Annotated in this window: 17 protein-coding genes; 10 read left to right on the top strand and 7 right to left on the bottom strand. The window is 73.4% G+C overall.

The window, feature by feature from the left end; translation table 11 throughout:
- Positions 1-1254 (bottom strand): alpha/beta hydrolase family protein, encoded by a 1254-nt coding sequence (locus AC067U_RS17480; RefSeq protein ID WP_478830560.1) that lies wholly within the window; start codon positions 1252-1254, stop codon positions 1-3.
- Between the two features lie 59 nt (positions 1255-1313).
- Here AC067U_RS17480 and AC067U_RS17475 point away from each other — a divergent pair, with 59 nt between their 5' ends.
- Positions 1314-2342 (top strand): ArsR/SmtB family transcription factor, encoded by a 1029-nt coding sequence (locus tag AC067U_RS17475; RefSeq protein ID WP_478830559.1) that lies wholly within the window; start codon positions 1314-1316, stop codon positions 2340-2342.
- A gap of 10 nt (positions 2343-2352) precedes the next feature.
- Here the strand turns inward: AC067U_RS17475 and AC067U_RS17470 are convergent, their stop codons facing one another.
- The gene (locus AC067U_RS17470) at positions 2353-3633 is read right to left on the bottom strand and encodes an MFS transporter (RefSeq protein ID WP_478830558.1); all 1281 of its coding nucleotides are present in this window, start codon (positions 3631-3633) and stop codon (positions 2353-2355) included.
- A gap of 55 nt (positions 3634-3688) precedes the next feature.
- Here AC067U_RS17470 and AC067U_RS17465 point away from each other — a divergent pair, with 55 nt between their 5' ends.
- The 3 genes from AC067U_RS17465 (at position 3689) to AC067U_RS17455 (ending at position 8052) form a co-directional block, all read left to right on the top strand.
- Positions 3689-4708: an ArsR/SmtB family transcription factor gene (locus tag AC067U_RS17465; RefSeq protein ID WP_478830557.1), complete on the top strand. Its 1020-nt coding sequence runs from the start codon at positions 3689-3691 to the stop codon at positions 4706-4708.
- A 194-nt stretch (positions 4709-4902) separates the two neighbouring features.
- A complete protein-coding gene (locus AC067U_RS17460; RefSeq protein WP_478830556.1) occupies positions 4903-6573 on the top strand; it encodes a N,N-dimethylformamidase beta subunit family domain-containing protein in 1671 nt (556 codons plus the stop codon).
- Between the two features lie 147 nt (positions 6574-6720).
- The gene (locus tag AC067U_RS17455; protein ID WP_478830555.1) at positions 6721-8052 is read left to right on the top strand and encodes an LCP family protein; all 1332 of its coding nucleotides are present in this window, start codon (positions 6721-6723) and stop codon (positions 8050-8052) included.
- Between the two features lie 27 nt (positions 8053-8079).
- Here the strand turns inward: AC067U_RS17455 and AC067U_RS17450 are convergent, their stop codons facing one another.
- The gene (locus tag AC067U_RS17450) at positions 8080-9051 is read right to left on the bottom strand and encodes an aldo/keto reductase (RefSeq protein ID WP_478830554.1); all 972 of its coding nucleotides are present in this window, start codon (positions 9049-9051) and stop codon (positions 8080-8082) included.
- 172 nt (positions 9052-9223) lie between these two features.
- A complete protein-coding gene (locus tag AC067U_RS17445) occupies positions 9224-11053 on the bottom strand; it encodes a glycoside hydrolase family 15 protein (protein WP_478830553.1) in 1830 nt (609 codons plus the stop codon).
- A gap of 167 nt (positions 11054-11220) precedes the next feature.
- Between AC067U_RS17445 and AC067U_RS17440 the strand changes: the two genes are divergently transcribed.
- Positions 11221-11724: a hypothetical protein gene (locus AC067U_RS17440; protein ID WP_478830552.1), complete on the top strand. Its 504-nt coding sequence runs from the start codon at positions 11221-11223 to the stop codon at positions 11722-11724.
- A 72-nt stretch (positions 11725-11796) separates the two neighbouring features.
- On the opposite strand, the gene AC067U_RS17435 is transcribed toward AC067U_RS17440, so the two are convergent.
- Positions 11797-12711, bottom strand: coding sequence for a tyrosine-protein phosphatase (locus AC067U_RS17435; RefSeq protein ID WP_478830551.1), 915 nt, complete (start codon positions 12709-12711; stop codon positions 11797-11799).
- 503 nt (positions 12712-13214) lie between these two features.
- On the opposite strand from AC067U_RS17435, the gene AC067U_RS17430 reads away from it, so the two are divergent.
- The 3 genes from AC067U_RS17430 to AC067U_RS17420 all read left to right on the top strand — a co-directional run bounded on the left by AC067U_RS17430 (position 13215) and on the right by AC067U_RS17420 (position 15425).
- Complete coding sequence (locus AC067U_RS17430) at positions 13215-13724, top strand: HPP family protein (protein WP_478830550.1); 510 nt, start codon at positions 13215-13217, stop codon at positions 13722-13724.
- A gap of 59 nt (positions 13725-13783) precedes the next feature.
- A complete protein-coding gene (locus AC067U_RS17425) occupies positions 13784-14101 on the top strand; it encodes a hypothetical protein (RefSeq protein WP_478830549.1) in 318 nt (105 codons plus the stop codon).
- A 115-nt stretch (positions 14102-14216) separates the two neighbouring features.
- On the top strand, positions 14217-15425 hold the full coding sequence (locus tag AC067U_RS17420) for an FUSC family protein (protein WP_478830548.1): 1209 nt from the start codon (positions 14217-14219) through the stop codon (positions 15423-15425).
- A 64-nt stretch (positions 15426-15489) separates the two neighbouring features.
- Here the strand turns inward: AC067U_RS17420 and AC067U_RS17415 are convergent, their stop codons facing one another.
- Positions 15490-16779 carry an Nramp family divalent metal transporter gene (locus tag AC067U_RS17415; protein ID WP_478830547.1) on the bottom strand — a complete coding sequence of 430 codons (1290 nt, stop codon included), beginning with the start codon at positions 16777-16779 and terminating at the stop codon, positions 15490-15492.
- 88 nt (positions 16780-16867) lie between these two features.
- Here AC067U_RS17415 and AC067U_RS17410 point away from each other — a divergent pair, with 88 nt between their 5' ends.
- On the top strand, positions 16868-17383 hold the full coding sequence (locus AC067U_RS17410; RefSeq protein WP_478830546.1) for an N-acetyltransferase family protein: 516 nt from the start codon (positions 16868-16870) through the stop codon (positions 17381-17383).
- 48 nt (positions 17384-17431) lie between these two features.
- Here the strand turns inward: AC067U_RS17410 and AC067U_RS17405 are convergent, their stop codons facing one another.
- The gene (locus AC067U_RS17405; RefSeq protein WP_478830545.1) at positions 17432-17935 is read right to left on the bottom strand and encodes a hypothetical protein; all 504 of its coding nucleotides are present in this window, start codon (positions 17933-17935) and stop codon (positions 17432-17434) included.
- A gap of 511 nt (positions 17936-18446) precedes the next feature.
- Between AC067U_RS17405 and AC067U_RS17400 the strand changes: the two genes are divergently transcribed.
- Positions 18447-20510 (top strand): galactose-binding domain-containing protein, encoded by a 2064-nt coding sequence (locus AC067U_RS17400; RefSeq protein ID WP_478830544.1) that lies wholly within the window; start codon positions 18447-18449, stop codon positions 20508-20510.
- Positions 20511-20538 lie beyond the last annotated feature (28 nt).

Genomic DNA, 20538 nt, shown 5'->3' with positions numbered 1-20538 from the left:
TCAGCGGACGCCCAGGTGCCGGGCGAAGAACCCGCGCACCGCACGGCGGACCTCCGGCACCGAGACGGCCGGGGCGACGGTACCGACCAGTCCGTCCCGCGCCGTCGCCGACATCAGCCCGGCCGCCTGGAGCTGCGGCACCATCGCGGCATGGTCGGTGAGGGTCCAGTGGTTCGCGTCGGCGAGGCTCGCCCGGCGGACCCACCTCCCGGAGCGGGCTGCCAGGAGCGACCAGGACCGCTCCAGTTCGTGCCGGCGGGCGAAACCTTCGGTGCCCAGCAGGAGCAGCGGGCGGTCCACTCCCTCCGCCGTGACCGGGAACGGCTCGGGGGCTCCGCCCGGCGCGGTGGGCGGATGGTCGAGGTGCCCCTCCAGGTTGATCCCCGCCCGGATCCGGGGATCCTCGTGGAGCACCTGGCTGACGGTGCTCCCTCCGGCCGAGTGGCCGTAGACCCCGATGCGCCGGAGGTCGAAGGTGTCGGTGAGCGCGCGGGGCAGCTGCAGACCGTCTGGCTGCCGGAGCCGGCCGAGGACGAAGTGCAGGTCGGCGATCCGGGTGGCGCGGAGGGTGCGGTAGAGGGCGGGCCGGTCCCTCGGATCGCCGCGGAGGACCGTTTCCCGGACCGGGTCCTGACGGAACGGCGTGGTGCCGGGGAACTCCACCGCGATGGCGTCCCCCGGGTGGTCGACCGTGATGACCACGGCGCCGTGACTGGCGAGTTCCTCGGCCAGGGAGGTGCCCGTGCCGCGCGGGTCACCGCCACCGGGGCTGTACAGCAGCACCGGCCTCCGGCCGGGCAGGGCCGGCGCGCCCGGCACCGAGTGGGAGAGGGTGGCCCCCCAGTCCACGCCCGCCCCGGGGAGCCCCAGCGGGGTGTGCGGGACGATCTGTCCGAACCGGTACGCGGCCTGCGGCGGCAGCTGCGGGGCGGTCGGGGCCGGGTCGGCACCGGCCTGCGGCCGGGCCGGGTGGAAGACCGTCAGCATCAGTTCCCGCACCGGGATTCCGGGTGCCCACGGGTCCGGACGCGAGCCGTCGACGAGGTGGACCGGCCGGCACCCCACACGATGGGGCCCGGTCGGCGCGGGCAGGGTGAGGACGACATCGCCCGTGGCGAGCGGCGAGGCAGGGGCGGCACGCCCGGCAGCCCGGGCGCGACCGCCCGATCCGAGCAACAAGGCGGCGGAGCCCAGCAGGGCCCACCCGGTGACGCCGCGTCGGCTGACGGGGAGGGAGAGGTGGTGGTCTGTCATGCGCCCCATGCTGTGCCGCGTTCCCGGCCCGCACGATCGTTTAGGTTGAGGACTCAAGGATGGCGCCGTGGACACCGCCAGGTGCCACGCCGGAGGAGGAGCAGGCAGAGGTGCCGCGGATCCACTTCACGCCGGACGACTTCGCCCGGATCACCCTCGCCCCCAGGCCGGTGCCCCTGCAGGAACTCAACGCGGCGTTGTCGATGATGTGCCGCCGGGACGGCGAACTGCTCCACGGTGTCTGGCGGCGCCGGGTGCTGCGGGCCCTGCCCAAGGCGGTCCACCCGCTCGCGGACCTCGTGCCGGGCGGTCGGGCACCGGTCTTCCTGGACGTGTTCGCCGACGCCCTCCCGGAGGCGCTGGAGCAGCTGCGCTCGGTCCCCGTGGACGTGCTCCGCGCCGAGCTGGAGCGCGTCTACGCACCCGAGCGGACACCCGCACCGGCGTGGGTCCATGACCTGCGCCGAGGTGGGGCGGGCCCCCGGCAACTGCTCCACCGCGCCCAGCGGTCGGCGTTCGATGCCCTGCTCGGTCCGGTCTGGGGGCAGGTGCAGGACCTGCACCGCGCCGAGTTCCTGCGCCGGGCCGTTCAGCTGGCCGAAGGGGGTGCGGGCGCGCTGCTGGCCGGGCTGCTGCCCGGTGCCCGGCTGCGCGGCTCGGTCTGGGAACTGCCGGGCGGGCCGCGGGAGGTACACCTCGGCGGGCGCGGGCTGCTCCTGCTGCCGAGCTTCCACTGGTCCGGCGATCCGCTGTTGTCCGACCTCCCGGGGCGCGCGGTCGCGGTCACGTACGCGGCGGGTCCGGGCATCCCTCCCCAGCCCGACGGCTCGGTCGGCGCGGGGGCACTGGCCAGGGTGATCGGGCACACCCGCGCCGAACTCCTGTGCCTGCTCGACGAGGACCACACCACGACCGGCCTCGCCCGCCGGCTCGGCATCAGTGCCGCCACGGTCTCCGCCCACACGTCGGCCCTCCGCGACGCCGGACTCGTCTCGACCGCCCGCTCCGGCAAAGCCGTCCTGCACCGCCGCACCGCCCTCGGCACCCTGCTCCTCGCCGACGGCGACCGGACCGCGAACCGGCACTGAGGAAGGGCCCCTACCCCCGGGGGATGGGCCGGCGGCGGGGGATCAGGTGGCGGGCCAGGGCCGTGGCGGCCAGGAGGGCGATCAGGGCGCAGACCGCCGGCCATCCGTAGGCGGTGTGGGCGCGGACGCCGAGCCAGGAGCCGGCGGTACCGCCGAGGTAGGCGCAGGTCATGTAGGCGGTGTTGAGCCTGCTGCGGGCGTCCGGGCGGAGGGCGTAGACGCGGGTCTGGTTGGCGACCATGCCGGACTGCATGGAGACGTCCAGGAGCAGGGTGCCCGCGGTCAGTGCGGCCAGGCCGGCCGGGCCTCCCAGGGCACCCCCGGCGAGGACCGCGGCCGCGAGCAGGACGCCGAGCAGGCAGACCAGGTTCACCGGGCCGGGACCGTGGCGGTCGACCAGCCGGCCGGCGTACGGGGTGCACAGGAGGGTGACGCCGCCGACCAGGGCGAGCAGGCCGACGGCCTCGGCGCCCAGGCCGTACTCCGGGCCGGTGAGGAGCAGGGCGACGCTGGTCCAGGCGGCCGAGAAGCCGCCGAAGACGGCTGCCTGGTACCAGCAGGAGCGGCGCAGCTCCGGTTCGGCGCGCAGCAGCCGCAGCGGTTGGGCGAGGAAGTCGGCGTACGGACGGCGGGTGGCGGACGGCGTCGGGGTGGTGGCCGGTACGGCGTACGCCATGACGGCCGCGAGGACCAGGGCCACGACCGAGGCGGCGAGGTAGGGGGCCCGCCAGCCCAACCACTCGCCCAGCACGCCGCTGAACGTGCGGGCCAGCAGCATGCCCGCGGTCGAGCCGCTGAGGAGGGTGCCGAGCACCTGGCCACGGTGGCGGGGCGATGCCAGGCCGGCCGCCATCGGGCCGATGATCTGCGCGGCCACCGTGGTCAGTCCGACCAGGGCGCTCGCGGCGGCCAGGGGCGGCAGGCCCGGGGCGCAGCCCGCGCCGAGCAGGGCGAGGCCGGTGAGGGCGAGCACGGTGACCAGGAGCGTGCGGTGCCGGAAGCGGTCGCCGAGGGGGACGAGGAAGACCATGCCCGCGGTGTAGCCGATCTGGGTGGCGGTCACGACCAGGCCGGCCGTGTCGGCCGGGACGTGCAGTCCCTCGGCGATCAGCGGGCCGATGGCCTGGGGGAAGTAGAGGTTGCCCACCGCCACCGCGCAGGTGACGGCCAGCAGCAGGACCAGACGGCGGCTCGGACCGGCGCCGTCGGCGGCCGGCCGGGACGCCGGGAGAGCCCGGGGGTTCGGACGGCTCGGGGGGCTCGGCGGGCCGGGAGGGCTCGGGGAGGTCATGGGGGAAGTCCACGGCACCGGGCCGGCCCTGCCAATTGATGTAGCGTACGGCTTAATGATCAGCTTCGAGCTCGGTGTCGAGGACCTCGCGCTCACCCGGTTCGCCGTCTCGCCACTGGGTGAGACGGTGCTGAGCCTGCGGGTGCTGCGGGATCCCGGGCTGTCCGCCCTGCACCTGCCGTGGCGCCGGTCGGTGCTCGGCCGGCTCGGCGGGCTGGACACCGGGCTGCTGATGTCCCTGGTGGCGGACCGGCTCACCCTGCCCGACTTCCTGACGCCCAGGCCGCGGGCCTTCGAGCCGGCCTTCGAGGAGGAGCTGGCCGTCGTTCGCCGGACCCCGCCCGAGGTGGTGCGGCGGGACCTGTCGGCCGCGCACGCACCGGATCCGCTGCCCGAGCCGCTGCACGCGGCGAAGCTCGACGGGGACGGAGGAGTCCTCGCGCTCCGCGACCGGATCTGCGAACTCCTGCACCGTTACTGGGAGATCGCCGTCCGGCCGGTGTGGCCGGAGATCCGGCTGGTGGTCGAGACCGACATGACCCACCGGGCCCGGCAACTGGCCAAGGGCGGCGCCCGGCTGCTCTTCGCCGACATGCACCCCCAGCTGCGCTGGAAGGACGACGGATCGCGGGGCGTGCTGTGCGTGAACGGGACCATCGGGGACGGGTACCACGCCAGGGCCGGGGGCCGGGGCATGCTGCTGGTGCCCTCCGTGTTCGCGCACAAGGTCGCTCCCCCGGTCGGCCCGGAGGAACCGCCGGCGCTGCTCTATCCGAGCCGGGGGGTGGCGACCCTGTGGACTCCGGAGCCTCCCCCGGCCGGGCGCGCCGGGTCGCCCGGCGGGGCCGCGCTCGTACCGCTGCTCGGGGCTCCCCGCGCACGGATCCTCGGGCTGCTGGCCGAGCCGCTGGCCACCGTTGAACTCGCCCGCCGGCTGCGCGTCACGCCCAGCGCCGTTTCCCAGCACCTGCGCGTGCTGTACGGCGCCGGGCTGGTCACGCGGGCCCGGCAGGGGCGGCAGGTGCTCTACCGGCGCAGTCCGCTCGGGAACGGGCTCGCCGGCGGGGACGCGTAGGACGGCGGCGGGCGGGGCGGCCGGCGGGCCGGAGTGGCACGGCGGTGGCACCGCGGTGCCACGGCGGTGTCGCGGCACGCCCGGCCCGCCCCGCGTGCGGGGCTCGGCGCGGCAGGTCGGTTACACAGGAGGGCAATGGGCGGAGGCCGGCCTTCCGCAGCGCAGCAGCCAACCCGTGCGGCCGAGGTGATGTGATGGTGGACGGCGCAGTTCCCGGCGGGTCGCCGCAGTCGGACGCACGGCCCCGGGGGCCGGCGCGCAGACGGGTCCTCGGGCTGGCCGCCGCCGCGTTCGCCTCCTCGCAGGTGCCGTCGGGTACGGCCGCAGCGGATCCGGCGGGCACGGACCGGGCCCAGGACGCAACGGCGTCCGCGTACGGGCTGGACGTGCGCGCGGAGAACTCCCTGCCGGGCGCGCCCGACTGGCGGATCCGGCGCGCCGGTGCGGCCGGTGCCATCGAGGGGTTCGCGGACCGGGTCAGTGTGCGGTCCGGGGAGGTCTTCGGGCTGCACGTGTCGACGACGGCAGCCGCGTACACGGTCTCCGCCTACCGGATGGGCTGGTACGGAGGCGCCCGGGCGCGTCTCCTGTGGCGCTCGGCGGCGCTGCCGGGCGAGCGCCAGCCCGCGGCGGTACGCGACGCCGGCACCCGGATGGTGCGCGCCCCGTGGCGGCGGACGGCGGCGGTGGACACCTCCGGCTGGCCGGAGGGCTGCTACCTGCTCCGGCTGGACACCTCCGACGGCAGGGCCCAGCGGTACGTGCCGATCACCGTCCGCGGCCCGGCGGGCACGACGGGCCCGGCCGTGACGACCGGGCCGGCCGCTCCCCTGGCCGGCCGTATGGTCCTGGTCGGCGCGGTGGCCACCTGGCAGGCGTACAACCGGTGGGGCGGTGCCGACCTGTACCAGGGCACCACCGGCAAGAAGGGGTCGCGGTCCCTCGCCGTCACCTTCGACCGGCCGTACGCCAACCGGCAGGGAGCCGGGCAGTTCCTCCTCTTCGAGCTTCCGCTGGTCGCGCTGGCCGAGCGGCTCGGGCTGCCGCTGGCCTACGTCACCGGGGTGGACGTGGCACGGGAACCGGACCTCCTGCGCGGGGCGCTGGCCGTGCTCTCCCCGGGGCACGACGAGTACTGGACCCCCGAGCAGCGCCGCCACGTCACCGAGGTCCGTGACGCGGGGACGAACCTGGCCGTGTTCGGCGCCAACTGCTGCTACCGGCGGGTGCGTTTGGAGCCCTCGGAGCTGGGCGTGGACCGGGTGGTGGTCTGCTACAAGGACGACTACGCGGCGGATGCGGGGTACCGCCGGGGCCTGCCGCCCACGAACGACTTCCGGCGGAAACCGGCACCCGATCCGGAGAGCAGACTGCTCGGGGTGATCTACGACGGCTATCCGGTGGACGCGCCGTACGTGGTGTCGAACCCCGGGCACTGGCTGCTCGCGGGGACCGGGGCCCGGGCGGGCGATGCGTTCGCGCACCTGGTGGGCATCGAGTACGACCGGGTGAACACGAAGTACCCCACCCCGCGGCCGGTCGAGATCCTGGCGCACTCGCCCGTGGTCTGCAAGGGCCGGTCCTCGTTCGCGGACACGGCCTACGCCTCGCTGCCGGGCGGTGCGGGCGTGTTCGCGACGGGCACCATGCGGTGGGTCGAGGCGCTGGAGGCGAGCGGCCCGTCGGGCGGCAAGCGGAACCACGGGCTGGGCGGCGACGCGGGCCGGTTCACGCGTGTGGTCACGGAGAACGTGCTGCGGGCGTTCGCGCGGGGTCCGGCCGGGCGGGACCGGCCCGCCCGCGACAACGTGCTCGCCCATTACGGGGAGGCGGCCCCGGCACCGGCGGGCCGGTCCGGCGTGTAGGCGTGGCGGGCCCGACCGGAAGGGTTACGGTCCGCTGCAGGTTCCCTCCCTCTTCCCTCCCTCTTCGCTTCTCCCTCCGGCTCCCTGCTCCCTGCCGGCTTGCTGCTCCCGACTCCAGGCAGTTCTCGGACGATTTGGGGATGTGCGTTGCGTCGTCTCACCGTTGCCCTGACCCTGCTGGCCACCCTCGCCTCCGGTACGTTCCTGGGCAGTGCGCGGGCCGAGCCCGGCGAGGGCGGACCGCCGGGCCGCGCGGCCGGCGGCCGCGGTACGAACGTCCTGGTCGTCGGCATCGACAGCCGGGCCGGACTGTCCGCCGCCGAGAAGCGGCGGCTGCACGTGGGCGGCAAGGGGTGCAACTGCACCGATGTGATGATGCTCCTGCACCTGTCCGAGGACGGGCGCCGGGCGAGCGTGGTCTCCCTGCCCCGGGATTCCTACGTCGAGTACGCGGATGGCACCGGCGCCGCCACCGGCCGCCTCGGCAAGATCAACGGCGCGTACGCGATCGGTGGCGGGCCGATGACGGTGAAGACCGTCGAGAAGGCGACGGGGCTGCACATCGACCACTACCTGGAGACCGGGTTCACCGGCTTCGAGCAGGCCGTCGACGGGCTGGGCGGAGCGACGGTCTGCACCGACAAGGCGCTCCAGGACGAGAACTCCGGGCTGGACATCACGGCCGGCGTGCACCGCACGGACGGCAACGACACCCTGCGCTACGTCCGGGCCCGGCACGTCAGCAACCGTCCCGGAGACCTCGGCCGGGTGCGGCGCCAGCAGCGCATGGTGACGGACCTGCTGGCCCGGCTCACCGCCGAGGGCGCCCTGTCCGACCCGGTGCGGGCCGCACGCACGGCCCGGACCCTGCTGAGGTCCGTGCGGACCGATGCCGGGACGAACATCCTCGACCTCGTCCGGATCGGACTGGTGCTGGGCCGGCTGGGCCGGGACCGGACCGAGTTCGCGACCGTGCCGATCCGGCTGTTCGACAACCGGGTGCCGGGCGTGGGCTCCACCCTGGTGTGGCACGAGAAGCGGTCCGCCGCGCTGTGGGAGGCCCTGGCCGCGGACCGTCCGATCACCGGCGACACCCGGATCCAGCCCGCCCCGAAGACCCCGGTCACCACCAACCCGGCCGGGATCACTGTCCGCGTGGACGACGCCACCGTCGCGGCCGCCCTGCGCCATGAGAAGTTCGAGGTCACCGACACCTCGGCCGCGGCGCCCGCGGCGCGTCCGGAGGGCCCGCCGGTCATCCGCTACGCCCCGGGACAGGAGGAGAACGCCGCCACCCTGGCGGCCGCCCTGCCGGGCGCACGCCTGGAGGCCGTCCCGGGGCACGACGCGGACTTCGACGTGGCCGTCGGCACCCGACCGGTCAAGGTCCGGACGGTCAGCTACGACCGCAACCTCGCCGAAGGCGCCCCGGTGACCGGTGACCGCCTCGGCTGCGCGGCCCCGGCCGGGCACGCGTAGGGCCCCGGACGGGCAGGGGCCTGCCGGTCAGCCCTCGGTGCGGTGGTGCAGGGAGTCCAGGAGTGCCAGGTCCGCGTCGGAGAGCCGGAGGGCGCCGGCGGCCACGTTGGCGTCCAGGTGGGCGGGGTCCCCGGTGCCGGGGATCGCCAGGACGTGCGGGCCCTGGTGGAGGGTCCAGGCCAGGCGTATCTGGGCCGGGGTCGCGCCGTGGGCGGCGGCGACGGCGCGGATCTCCTCGGCTTCGGTGCCGGCGGCGCCGGTGCCTCCCTCGCGGCCCGCGGCGGCGATCGCGTAGAAGGGCACGAAGGCGATGCCCTGCTCCCCGCAGTACCGGACGAACTCCCGCTGCTCGGGCCGGACTCCGATGCCGTACGGGTTCTGCACGCACACCACCGGTGCGATCGCCCGGGCCTCGGCGAGCTGTTCGGGGGTGACGTTGGAGACGCCGAGGTGGCGGATGAGGCCGGCCTCGCGGAGCTCGGCCAGGGCGCCGAAGCGCTCGGCGAGCGAAGCCCTTCCGACGACACGGAGGTTGACCACGTCGAGGTGGTCGCGGCCGAGCTGCCGGAGGTTCTCCTCGACCTGGCCGCGCAGTTCCCGGGGCCCGGCGTCGGCGGCCCACTCCCCGTGGACGTCGCGGGCCGGACCGACCTTGGTGGCGATGACGAGGTCGTCGAAGCGGTGGGCGAGGGCCCGGTTGATGAGTTCGTTGGCGGACCGCAGCGGCGAGAAGTAGAACGCGGCGGTGTCGATGTGGTTCACGCCGAGTTCCACGGCGCGGCGCAGCACCGCGATGGCCTGGTCCCGGTCCCGGGGCACGGCCCGGGGAACGAGGGCGCCCCCGGTCTGCGGCAGGCGCATCGCGCCGAATCCGACCCGGTTGACCTCCAGGTCGCCGAGCTTCCAGGTGCCCGCTGCCGTGGCGGTGACGGTCCGAGTGGACGAGGCCGTGGACGCGGTCGTGGACGCGGTCGTCGGTGAGGTTGTGGGTGAGGTCATGGGTGAGGTCATGGTGTGATCATCTCCGCATTGCAGGCTGCCGGGCCAATGGTCAGCGCGCATCGGGCGGGCCGCTCGGTGCGCCGCGCCCGTACGGCGGCCGCCGAGAGCCTGATCGCCGCGCGGCCGGGTCCGGCGTGACGGCCGGCCCGTGCCCGAGCCTCCCGGAGGGTCACCGGTCCAGTTCGGCGTCCAGGGTGAGGGCCGCGCTGATCAGGGCCAGATGGGTGAAGGCCTGGGGGAAGTTGCCGAGTTGTTCGCCGGTCGGGCCGATCTCCTCGGCGAAGAGGCCGACGTGGTTGGCGTAGGTGAGCATCTTGTAGAAGGCGTAGCGGGCCTGGTGCAGCCGTCCCGCCTGCGCGAGTGCGCGGACGTACAGGAAGCTGCACAGGGAGAAGGTGCCCTCGGAGCCGCGCAGGCCGTCGGGCGAGGCGGCGGGGTCGTATCGGTGGACGAGGCTGTCGGCGACGAGTTCGGCGTCGATGGCGTCGAGGGTGGCCAGCCAGCGCGGGTCCTTGGGGGTGACGAAGCCGACCAGGGGCATGAGGAGGAGCGAGGCGTCCAGCACGTCCGTGTCGTAGTGCTGGACGAAGGCGCGGCGGTCGTCGCTCCAGCCGCGCTCCATGATCTGCAGGTAGACGGCGTCGCGTGCCGCCGTCCAGCGCGGGAGGTCGGCGGGCCGGCCGAGGGCGTGGGCCTGGCGGATGCCGCGGTCGAAGGCCACCCAGCACATGAGGCGGCTGTAGGTGAAGTCCTTGGGGCCGCCGCGGGTCTCCCAGATCCCCTCGTCGGGGCGGTCCCAGTGCTCGCTGAGCCAGTCCAGCAGGCCGGCGAAGTGCTGCCAGCCGTCGTGTCCGATGGCCTCGGTGAGGTTGCCGGTCTGGGCGAGGCCGTAGACCGACTCGCCGTAGATGTCGAGCTGCAGCTGGCCGGCGGCGCCGTTGCCGGCGCGGACGGGGGCCGATCCCCGCCAGCCCTCCAGGTGGCCGAGGACCTCCTCGGCCAGGTCGGGGCTGCCGTCGACCCGGTACATGATCTGGAGGGGTTCGCCGTGGGGCGCACCGCCTTCGCGCAGGCGGTGGCCGAGCCAGCGTCGGAAGGCGTCCGCCTCCTCGGTGAAGCCGATGTCGCGCATGGCCCGGACGGACAGGGAGGCGTCGCGGACCCAGGTGTAGCGGTAGTCCCAGTTGCGTTCGCCGCCCTCCTGCTCGGGCAGGCCCATGGTGGGCGCGGCGATGGGCGCGCCGGTGGGGGCGTAGGTGAGGAGTTTGAGGGTGATCGCGGAGCGGTTGACCACCTGCTGCCAGCGGCCGCGGTAGGTGCAGCGCGCGATCCAGCCGTGCCAGAACCGGTAGACGTCGGCGAACATCTCCCAGGCCTCGGCCGCGGTCGGCGCGGCGGGCGGGTCCGGGGCCGGGGCCGGGGCCGGTCCGGTGTCGACGGTGAGGACGAAGGCCGCGTTCTGGCCGGCGTCCAGGGTGAGTTCGGCGCGTACGTCCTGGCCCTCGGCCTCCATCGGGACGGGGCCCAGGGCGTGCAGGTACGCGGTGATGTCCGGTCCGGCGAAGCGGGCGGTGGCACCGGACAGGGTGAGGGTGTGGGCGGCGCGGCCGTAGTCGAAGCGGGGGCGGCACTCGGCGGTGAAGCGGACGCTGCCGCGGACGGTCCGGAGGAACCGGACGATGCGGTGCCGGCCGGTGGCGGTGTGCGGGTCGGGGACGGGCATGAAGTCGACGACCTCCCCGACGCCTTCCGGGGTGAGGAAGCGGGTGAGGAGGACGGCGGTGTCGGCCAGGTAGAGCTGGCGGGCGGTGAGGTCGGGGGCGTCGGCGGTGACGGCGAAATGGCCGCCGCGCTCGTGGTCCAGGAGGCCCGCGAAGACGCTCGGCGAATCGAAGCGGGGCGCGCAGAACCAGTTGAGCACTCCCTCGGCGGAGACGAGCGCGCAGGTCTGCAGGTTTCCGATCAGACCGTGTTCGGCGATCGGCGGGTAGCGGCGCATCCGGTCTCCTCGGACTCCACGGACGTTCACACGTCAGGACGAGAAAGGTGTTATTTCCAGTTTCGGGGTTATGTGTGGAGTTGGTCGGAATGGCGCGAACTCCGAGACTTCCGGCACTTCCGAGAACTCCGAGACATCCGAGATCCGAGAGGCGAGGCACGGTGGGCGTGGACAAGGTGAGGCGCGGACTGGCCGGCGTGGCGCTGGTGGCGATGGCGGCGCTGGGCGCGGCGGGCTGTTCCGACGCGCAGGACAAGGCGTCGGACGCCGCGTCGAAGGCGGCTTCGGCCGCGGAGTCCGCGGGCGCGGAGGTGTCGGCCGCCGCGTCCAAGGCGGCCGGCGCCGCGTCGTCGGCGGCAGGCGTGGCCGAGGACAAGCTGGACCAGATCAAGAACGGGGTGGAGGCGAAGGACGACGTGGCGCTCGGCGAGCCGTCGAGCGACAGCGAAGGGTACGTCAAGGTCCCCGTGACGGTGCAGAACACCGACTCCGCCAAGAAGTCCTTCGCCGTCCAGGTGAACTTCAAGGACGAGACCGGCAACAGGCTGGACACGGCGGTCCTGACCATTACGGACGTGGCCGGCAAGTCCTCCGGGCGCGGCACCGCGCGCAGCACGCACCGGCTGCCGGGCACGGTCGTCGCGGAGACGGAGCGGGCGGTGCGCTACTGACGGGCCCGGGACGGGCCGGACCGGAACAGGCCGAGGCCCCCGGCACGGGCGGGGGCCTCACTCACTGCCGGGTCAGCCGACCGTGCGCGACCGCAGCTTGGCCAGCGTGACGGCGTCGAGGCCCAGGCCGTCGGTCAGGAACTCGCCGAAGGAGCCGTAGTCACTGACCGCCTGGTCCCGGAACGCGGCGAGGTAGCCGCTGCGCACCTCCTGGAGCGGGATCAGCAGGTCGGGGTTCTGCATGTAGCCGGCGGCCTTCACCTGGTCCCGCAGGGCCTTGTCGGACGCGGCCCGCAGCTGGTTGGACAGCAGGTAGTCCTGCTCCGAGGTGGCCGCCGGGACGCCGACCGCGCGCAGGATCGTGTCCGCGAGGACGCCGGTGCGGTCCTTGCCCGCCGAGCAGTGGAACAGCACGGGCTTCTGGGAGTTGGCCACGGCGCGGATCGCGGACCCGAGCGCGGCACGGTTCGCCGGGTTGGTGACGAAGCCGCGGTACAGGGCGGTCATCCGCGCCTCCGCCTTGCCGTCGCCCAGCTGCGCCTGCTGGTAGACGGGGTCCTTGCTGCGCACCACCTGGCCGATGAGCGCGAAGAGGCTGGTGTCGTCGACCGGCTGGGCGATGGAGGCGACGCCGGCCGGCAGGCGGTCGGTGCCGTCGGCCTGCACCTCGGGGGCGGTGCGCAGGTCGATGACGCTGCCGAGCCCCACCTGGCCGAGCGCGGCCACGCCCTCCGGCGGGAGCTTCGAGAGGGATTCGGAGCGGTACACGACGCCCCAGCGGGTGCGCTTCCCGTCGTAGGTGGTGTAGCCGCCGATGTCACGGGCGTTGACCGTGCCGGGGACGGTGAGGACACGGCTGGGGGTGCCGGTGCTGGAGGCGGACGGCGCGGGGGCCGGGGTCGCCGCATGAGCGGCCGCCGGAGCCAAGGGGGCGGCGAGGGCCAGGACGACGGCGGACGCGCCGAGGGCGCGGGATATCGATCGCACGCAGGGTTCCTTCCGTGAGCGGGGGGCGGGAACGTAACGCGTGGATCTTGGAAGCAGAAGGTGTTGGGGGGATGATCGCGCAAGAAATTGTCAGCGACTGACACATGGCAATCCATGTCACCCTTCCGCCCGGCCGCGTGGCACCGGGCGACCCGGCTGCTGGGCGAACCGGGTGATTCCGTACGATCGGGGCAGCGCTTCCTCCGGCCCCACCGGGCCGGAGGGCGAGACCGGGCCCTGTCGGCCATCCCGTCGATCACGGCGGTCCGGATCGACCCTCCTGCCCGCTCTGGCCGCCATCCGGCCGGCCCTGCCCGAGAACGACACTCCGTGCCCCCAGAATCCACCGCCACCCCGACCGCAGAACCGGCCGCAGAACCGAGCGCAGACCCGGCCCCAGCCCTGACCTCGGACCTGACCTCGGACCTGACCTCGGAACCGGTCCGGGAGCCGGCCGGGGCGCCGCCCCGCGCGCGGGCCGCCCCACCCTCCCGGCCGCGCCCGTGGCAGCCCGGCTGCTGCGCCCCCTCGCCGGGCGGGCGCCCGCTCCGCCGAGCCCCGCGGCGGCCCTGCACAACGTGAGTGCCGTCACCGCGGTCCTCCTGGCCCTCGTCGGCATCGGCACGCTGATCCACGAGCCCGTGCTGATACCCCCGCTCGCCGCCAGTGCCGCGCTCGTGCACAGCGTGCCCGGCCTGCCGCTCGCACAGCCCCGCAGCGTCGTCGCCGGACACCTGCTGTGCGCCGGCCTGGGGTACGCGGCCCTGAACCTGCTCGGCAGCTCGCCCTGGACGGCCGCCCTCGCCGCCGGCGTGTCGTTGGCCGTCATGGCCCTGGCCCGCACCCCGCACTCCCCGGCCGCCGCCACCACCGTGGTCGTCGTGCTGCAATCCCCCGACCCCGCACGGTTCCTCCCGCTGCTGGGCGGGTCGACCCTGCTGCTGGTGCTGGCCGGCTGGGCCGCGTCCCGGGCGCGCCGTACGGCCCCCAGGTACCCGGTCTACTGGTGGTGACACGGATCGGGCCGCGTGGAACCGGCCCGATCCGGAGCAAATGGCTCTAGCCTCGGCACATGACCGAGAACGAGATCAAGCTCAAGGCCATCGCAGCGCTGACCGCCCTGCGCGCCGGAGTCGACGAGCGACTCGTCTCGGACCTACTGGGCGAGGTGATCCCCACCGAGTTCACGGTGCCCGTCAACGCCGGCCCCGAGGCAGCCGGCCTGGCGGTGCTGGAACAGCTGTCGGACCCGCTGAGTGCGCTGGTCGACGGCTTCATCCTCGCCTTCCAGGCCGTCGCGGACGCCCACGACGACGGCGGGGCCGAACCTCCGGTCGCGGCGATCCTCCAGGACCTGGCACTGCAGCTGGCCCGGGACGACGTCGAGTGACGGAAACACCCTCCGCGCCGCGGAGCCGTACCGGTCGGCGGATGAGCGGACCGGGCGGGGTGGTGTCACCGGGCGGGGTGGTGTCACCGGCGCCACGGCGGGCAGACGATCACTCATGGCACGAGTGACCGACACCCTCGTCCGATGGGTCCGCCGCCACCGCGAGCCCGTGGTCGTCCAAGCGCTCCGCTCCACCACGGCGGCGGTCCTCTCCTACGTCGTCGCGCTCCGCCTGAGCAGCGAGCCGGTGCCGCTGACCGCCCCGCTGACGGCGCTGCTCGTCGTCCAGGTCACCCTCTACTCGACGCTGACCACCGGCATCCGGCGGATGAACTCGGTGGTCGCGGGGGTGCTGATCGCGATCGGGTTCAGCGCGCTCGTCGGGCTGAGCTGGTGGAGCCTGGGCCTGCTGATCCTCGCCTCGCTCGTGGTGGGGCACCTGGTCCGGGTCGACGAGTTCGTCCCCGAGGTGGCCATCAGCGCCATGCTGGTGCTCGGCGTCACCCAGGTGGCCGACACCGCCTGGGACCGGATCCTGGAGACCCTCATCGGCGCCGCCGTGGGTCTGCTCGTCAACCTGGTCGTGGCTCCCCCGGTGTGGGTCGGTCCGGCGGGCACCGCCATCACCGACCTCGCGGACCGGATGAGCCGGCTGCTGACCCACCTCGGCGAGGCGCCCCTGGGACACACCGACGTGGCACGGGCCGCCGCCCGCCTGCACGAGGCTCGCCGTCTCGACAACGACATCGCGCACGTCGACGCGGCCCTCCGGCAGGCCGAGGACAGCCTCCGGCTGAATCCGCGGGTCAAGGAGGGGGTGATGTTCCGCCTGGTGCTGCGCACCGGTCTGGACACCCTGGAAATCTGCGCCGTGGTGCTCCGGGTCGCCTGTCGCACCGCGACCGACCTGGCCAAGGCCTGGGCCGACGGGCCGGCGCCGGCCGCCCCTGATGACGGTGTCACGGCCGCCCTGCGGGAGGTCCTGGAGCACACGGCCCTGGCGGTGATGAGCTTCGCCCAGCTGATCACGGCACAGGTGAGCGCCAACGCCGAGGAGGCGGAAGCCCGCCTGACCCGCGAACTGGCCGTGGCCAGGGCCAGCCGCGACCGGTTCGCCGACCTGCTGCTCGCCCGGATCCGCCGGACCCCGGCCCAGTGGCAGCTGTACGGCGCCCTGCTGGCCGAGATCGACCGGGTCCTGGACGAGCTGGGCGTGGACAAGCGGACCCAGCGCCTGATGGAGGAACTCGACCGCCACGCCCGTACCCGCCGGCCGCGCTCCCTGCGCGGCATGCTCCGCCCCCGGCCGGCCTCACGCGAGTGACCCCGTCCCACACGCCCCACACGCCCCGCAGGTGGAACGGGGCACGGGCGACACCCGTCGGCTCCTACCGGAGCAGGTCCCACAGCTGCTGTACGCAGAGCACCACGAACAGCAGGCCGGCGGCACCGAGCAGCACGTTGCTCAGCAGCCCGTTGCGCCACTCGGGCGGCGTCCGCGCGGAGTTGAGCAGCCACAGCAGGGTGAGTGCCAGGAAGGGCATGAAGAGCGCGCCGATCACCCCGTAGCCGACGACGAGTCCGAACGGCTGGTCGAGGAAGAGCAGGCTGATCGGCGGGAAGGTGAGCCAGAGCAGGTAGGCCCGGAAGGGCCGGGACTTCTCCGGGCTCGGCGCCCCGGCGGTGAGGGACGGCCGGAACGCGCCGACGAAGTCGGCGAACATCAGGCTCACCCCGTGCCAGACGCCGATCAGCGAGGTGTACGAGGTGGCGAAGAAGCCGATCAGGAAGAGCTTGGCCGTCACCTGTCCGTAGCGCTCCTCCAGGACCGTGCTCAGGTCGAGCAGCCCCTTGTCGCCCTTGGCCAGGGCCACGCCCGAGGAGTGCAGCAGCTCGGCGCCCACGAAGAGCATGGCGACCACGAAGATGCCCGTGGTCGCGTAGGCGACGCGGTTGTCGAGCCGCATCACCTTCATCCATCCCGTGTCCGTCCACCCCTTGGCGTTCACCCAGTAGCCGTAGGCGGCGAGGGTGATCGTGCCTCCGACGCCGCCGATCAGGCCGAGGGTGTAGAGCAGCGAGCCGTCCGGCAGGACGGGCGCCAGCCCGGCGAGGGCGGAGCCGAGCCGGGGCGTGACGCGGACCGCGAGGTAGACGGTGACCACGAACATCACCCCGACCAGGACCGTCATGACCTTCTCGAAGACGGCGTACCGGTTGAACCAGACGAAGACCAGCCCTGACAGGCCGCAGAGCATCGCCCATACCTTCAGGTCCATGCTGTCGGGGAAGAGCGCGGCGAGCGGCAGCGCGCTGGAGGACATGGCGGCGGCCCCGTACACGAAGCCCCAGACGACGACGTAGCCGGCGAAGTAGACGGTGGTCCAGGGGCCGAGGCTGCGCCAGCCGTGGAAGAGGGTGCGGCGGGTGGCGAGGTGCCAGCGGCCGGCGGCCTCGGCGAGCGAGATCTTGACGAGGCAGCCGATCACCGCGGCCCAGAGCAGGGTGTAGCCGAACCTGCCGCCCGCGATCAGGGTGGCGATGAGGTCACCGGCGCCGACGCCGGTCGCCGCGACGACCATGCCCGGTCCGATGGACCGCCAACTCGCCCTGCGGGGCACGGGCGCGGGGTTCTCCCGCTCGTTCCCCGCGGTTCCGGTCTGGGTGCTGTCCGCCAACGTCGGCCGCCTTCCCGTTCGCCCCCGATCTGACGTGATCACCAAAACGGCTTTGGTGACGGGCGCGCAAGAGGGAAAGAATGGACGAATGATGCAGGACAGCCACAGCCGCCCCGTTCTGACGTTCCGCAGGCCCGCGGAATCCGACCACGCCCGTGTGCTGTCCGTACTGGACGCCTGGTGGGGCGGGTTCAAGGGGGCGGAGGGCTCGCGCGAGCGAGCGCTGTTGCTGCCGCGGCTCTACTTCCAGCACTTCACCGCCACCAGCTCGCTGGCCGAATACGCCGATGGCCGGCTCGCGGGCTTCCTGGTCGGCTTCGTCTCCCAGACCGATCCGGGCACGGCGTACGTGCATTTCGCCGGAGTGGATCCCGCCCTGCAGGGGCAGGGGGTGGGGCGCCGGCTGTACGAGGCGTTCTTCGAGCGCGTACGCCTGCTCGGCGTGCGGCACGTCGGCTGTATCACCAGCCCCGGCAACGCGGGCTCGCGCGCCTTCCACACCCGGCTCGGGTTCACGGCCTCGGACCTGCTGCCCGACTACGACGGGCCGGGGCTCGACCGGATCGCGTTCCGCCTCGACCTGGTCCCGGAGGCGGACGGCTGAGCCGGCCCGCGGGTGGGGGGTGCCCGCGGACCGGCCGTACCGGTCGGGTCAGCGGAAGAGCATGCTCGCGCCGCCCGCGGGGGTGGTGACGGAGCCGGGGCAGAGGAAGCTGCCCGAGGTCTTGGTCGCGGTGAAGGCCTGGTTGACGTACTTGCGGGTGTCCCCCTCGCGGTTCCAGGCGATGTTCACGGCCTTGTAGCGGCAGGAGATGAAGCTCTGCTTGCCGGTGATGTCGATGGCGTCGGTGCGGGCCGTGCCGGCCGCGTCGTCGAAGGTGAAGGCCGGGTTGTTGTTCAGGGTGGCGGTGATGCCGCCGGTGCAGGCCAGGTTGCCGCCGGGCGCGTTGATGCTGGTGCGGTCGACGGTCAGGGCGGCGGGCGGGTTGGCGCTGGTGCGGGCGTTGGTCCAGGTGCAGGTCTGGCCCGCGACCACGATGCTGCCGTCGAGCTTCTGCTCGGCGGCGGGGGCGGCGCCGGCCGTAGTGGCGGTCCCGGCGGTGAACAGCGCGGCCGCCAGCACGGTGATGCCGGACATGCGGTGGATGGGGTTCATGGTGCTCCTCCTTGCCACGTCCTTGTGGGGTGACGCGGAGCTCCTGCGGGCTCCGCGGGAGTGCGCCCGGCCCGCACCGCGACGGGTTCGCGCCGCGCCAGCCGGGGGGAGAGAGCTTGCGCGCCCGGGTCGGTGACCGCCGTCTGACGGAGCGGCGGGGATGTGGACCCGGACGTGAGGGAGGGTCGCACAGGCCGGTTGAGTTGTCAGGTGCAGGACAAGCGATTGGCCGGTTCTCCGCGTTCGGCCAGTTCTCCGCGTTCGGCCGGTTCTTCGTGTTCGGCATGTTCTTCACGTTCGGCCGGCTCTCCGCGTTCGGCCGGCTCGTGGCCGGTTCCCCGCACCCCGGCCGGGCCGCCCCGGGAGCGCCGGGGAAATCCGACGGTCCATCAGGTCGGTTGTCCCGGACCCTTGACTCCGTACGCGCCAGTAGGGATTCTCGGACACAACTTTTGCGCGGAGCATGTCAAGAATGCGCCGTCCGCCACCACCGAAGACGTGGGTGATGTCCATGACCCGTACCAGGCACAAGCGGCGGCGCCGCGGGCCGCTCGCCGTGCTGTCCCTGCTCCTCGCCTCCCTGGTCGCACTGCTCGGGCCGGTGCCCGGCTCGGTCGCCGACACCGGCGGCGACTGGTGGAACCCGACGGCCCGCCCCTCCCCCGACTCCGGCGTGAACGTCACCGGCGAGCCGTTCAGGGGCACCAACGACAAGGGCGAGGTGCGCGGCTTCGTCGACGCGCACAACCACCTGATGTCCAACGAGGCCTTCGGCGGCCGGCTCATCTGCGGCAAGACGTTCTCCGAGCTCGGCGTCGCCGACGCGCTCAAGGACTGCCCCGAGCACCCCACGCTCGCCGTCTTCGACTACATCACCAAGGGCGGCGACGGCAAGCACGACCCGACCGGCTGGCCCACCTTCAAGGACTGGCCCGCCCACGACTCGCTGACCCACCAGCAGAACTACTACGCCTGGGTGGAGCGCGCCTGGCGCGGCGGCCAGCGCGTCCTCGTCAACGACCTGGTCACCAACGGCGTGATCTGCTCGGTGTACTTCTTCAAGGACCGCAGCTGCGACGAGATGACCTCGATCCGCCTCCAGGCCCAGAAGACGTACGAGATGCAGGACTACATCGACAAGATGTACGGGGGCCCGGGCAAGGGCTGGTTCCGCATCGTCACCGACAGCGCGCAGGCCCGGCAGGTGGTCGAGGAGGGCAAACTGGCCGTCGTCCTCGGTGTGGAGACCTCCGAGCCCTTCGGCTGCAAGATGATCCTCGACGTGGCGCAGTGCAGCCGGGCCGACATCGACAAGGGCCTGGACGAGCTGCACCGGCTGGGCGTGCGCAGCATGTTCCTGTGCCACAAGTTCGACAACGCGCTGTGCGGGGTCCGGTTCGACTCGGGGGCCCTGGGCACCGCCATCAACGTGGGCCAGTTCCTGTCCACCGGCACGTTCTGGCGGACCGAGAGGTGCCCCGGCCCGCAACAGGACAACCCCATCGGGCTCGCCGCCGCGCCGAGTGCGGAGAAAGAGCTCCCGGCCGGCGTGGCCGTGCCGTCGTACGCCTCCGACGCCCGCTGCAACACCCGAGGGCTCACCGATCTCGGGGAGTACGCGGTACGGGGGATGATGCAGCGCAAGATGATGCTAGAGATCGACCACATGAGCGTGAAGGCCACGGCCCGCGCGCTCGACATCCTGGAGTCCCAGGAATACCCGGGTGTGATCTCCTCGCACAGTTGGATGGACATGGCCTGGTCCGAGCGGGTCTACAAGCTCGGCGGGTTCATCGCCCAGTACATGAACGGCGCCGAAGGGTTCAGCGCGGAAGCCAAGCGCACCGACGCGCTGCGCGAGAAGTACGACGTGGGCTACGGCTACGGCACCGACATGAACGGCGTCGGCGGCTGGCCCGGCCCGCGCGGCGCGAACACCCCCAACCCGGTCCGCTACCCGTTCACCAGCACCGACGGCGGCTCGGTGATCGACAAGCTGACCGCCGGACAGCGGACCTGGGACCTCAATACCGACGGCGCCGCCCACAACGGCATGGTCCCGGACTGGATCGAGGACATCCGGATCGTCGGCGGCCAGGGCGTGGTGGACGACATGTTCCGAGGCGCCGAGTCCTATCTGAACACCTGGGGCGGCTCCGAGGCGCACCGGGCCGGGGTGAACCTGGCCGCGGGCCGGCCCACGGCGGCCTCGACCACCCAGTGGTGGAACCCGTTCACCTCCTACGCCTCCGGCCGGACGGTCGACGGCGACCGGAGCACCCGGTGGGCCAGCGAGTGGAGCGACGACCAGTGGCTCCGGATCGACCTCGGTTCGGCGCAGCGGGTCGGCAAGGTCACCCTCGACTGGGAGCGGGCGTACGGCAGGTCGTACCGCATCGAGCTGTCCGACGACGGATCCACGTGGCGGACCGCCTGGTCCACCACGGCCGGTGACGGCGGCCTGGACACCGTCACCTTCGCCGGCACCACGGCGCGGTACGTCCGCGTCCACGGCCTCGTCCGGGGCACCGGGTGGGGCTATTCACTGCACGAGGTCGGGGTGTACAGCGCCTGACCGCACGGCCGTGCGTCCGCCCCGGCGG

The organism is Streptomyces sp. NPDC043853 (genome assembly GCF_056436025.1).
This window is presented reverse-complemented; position numbering and strand designations above follow the sequence as displayed.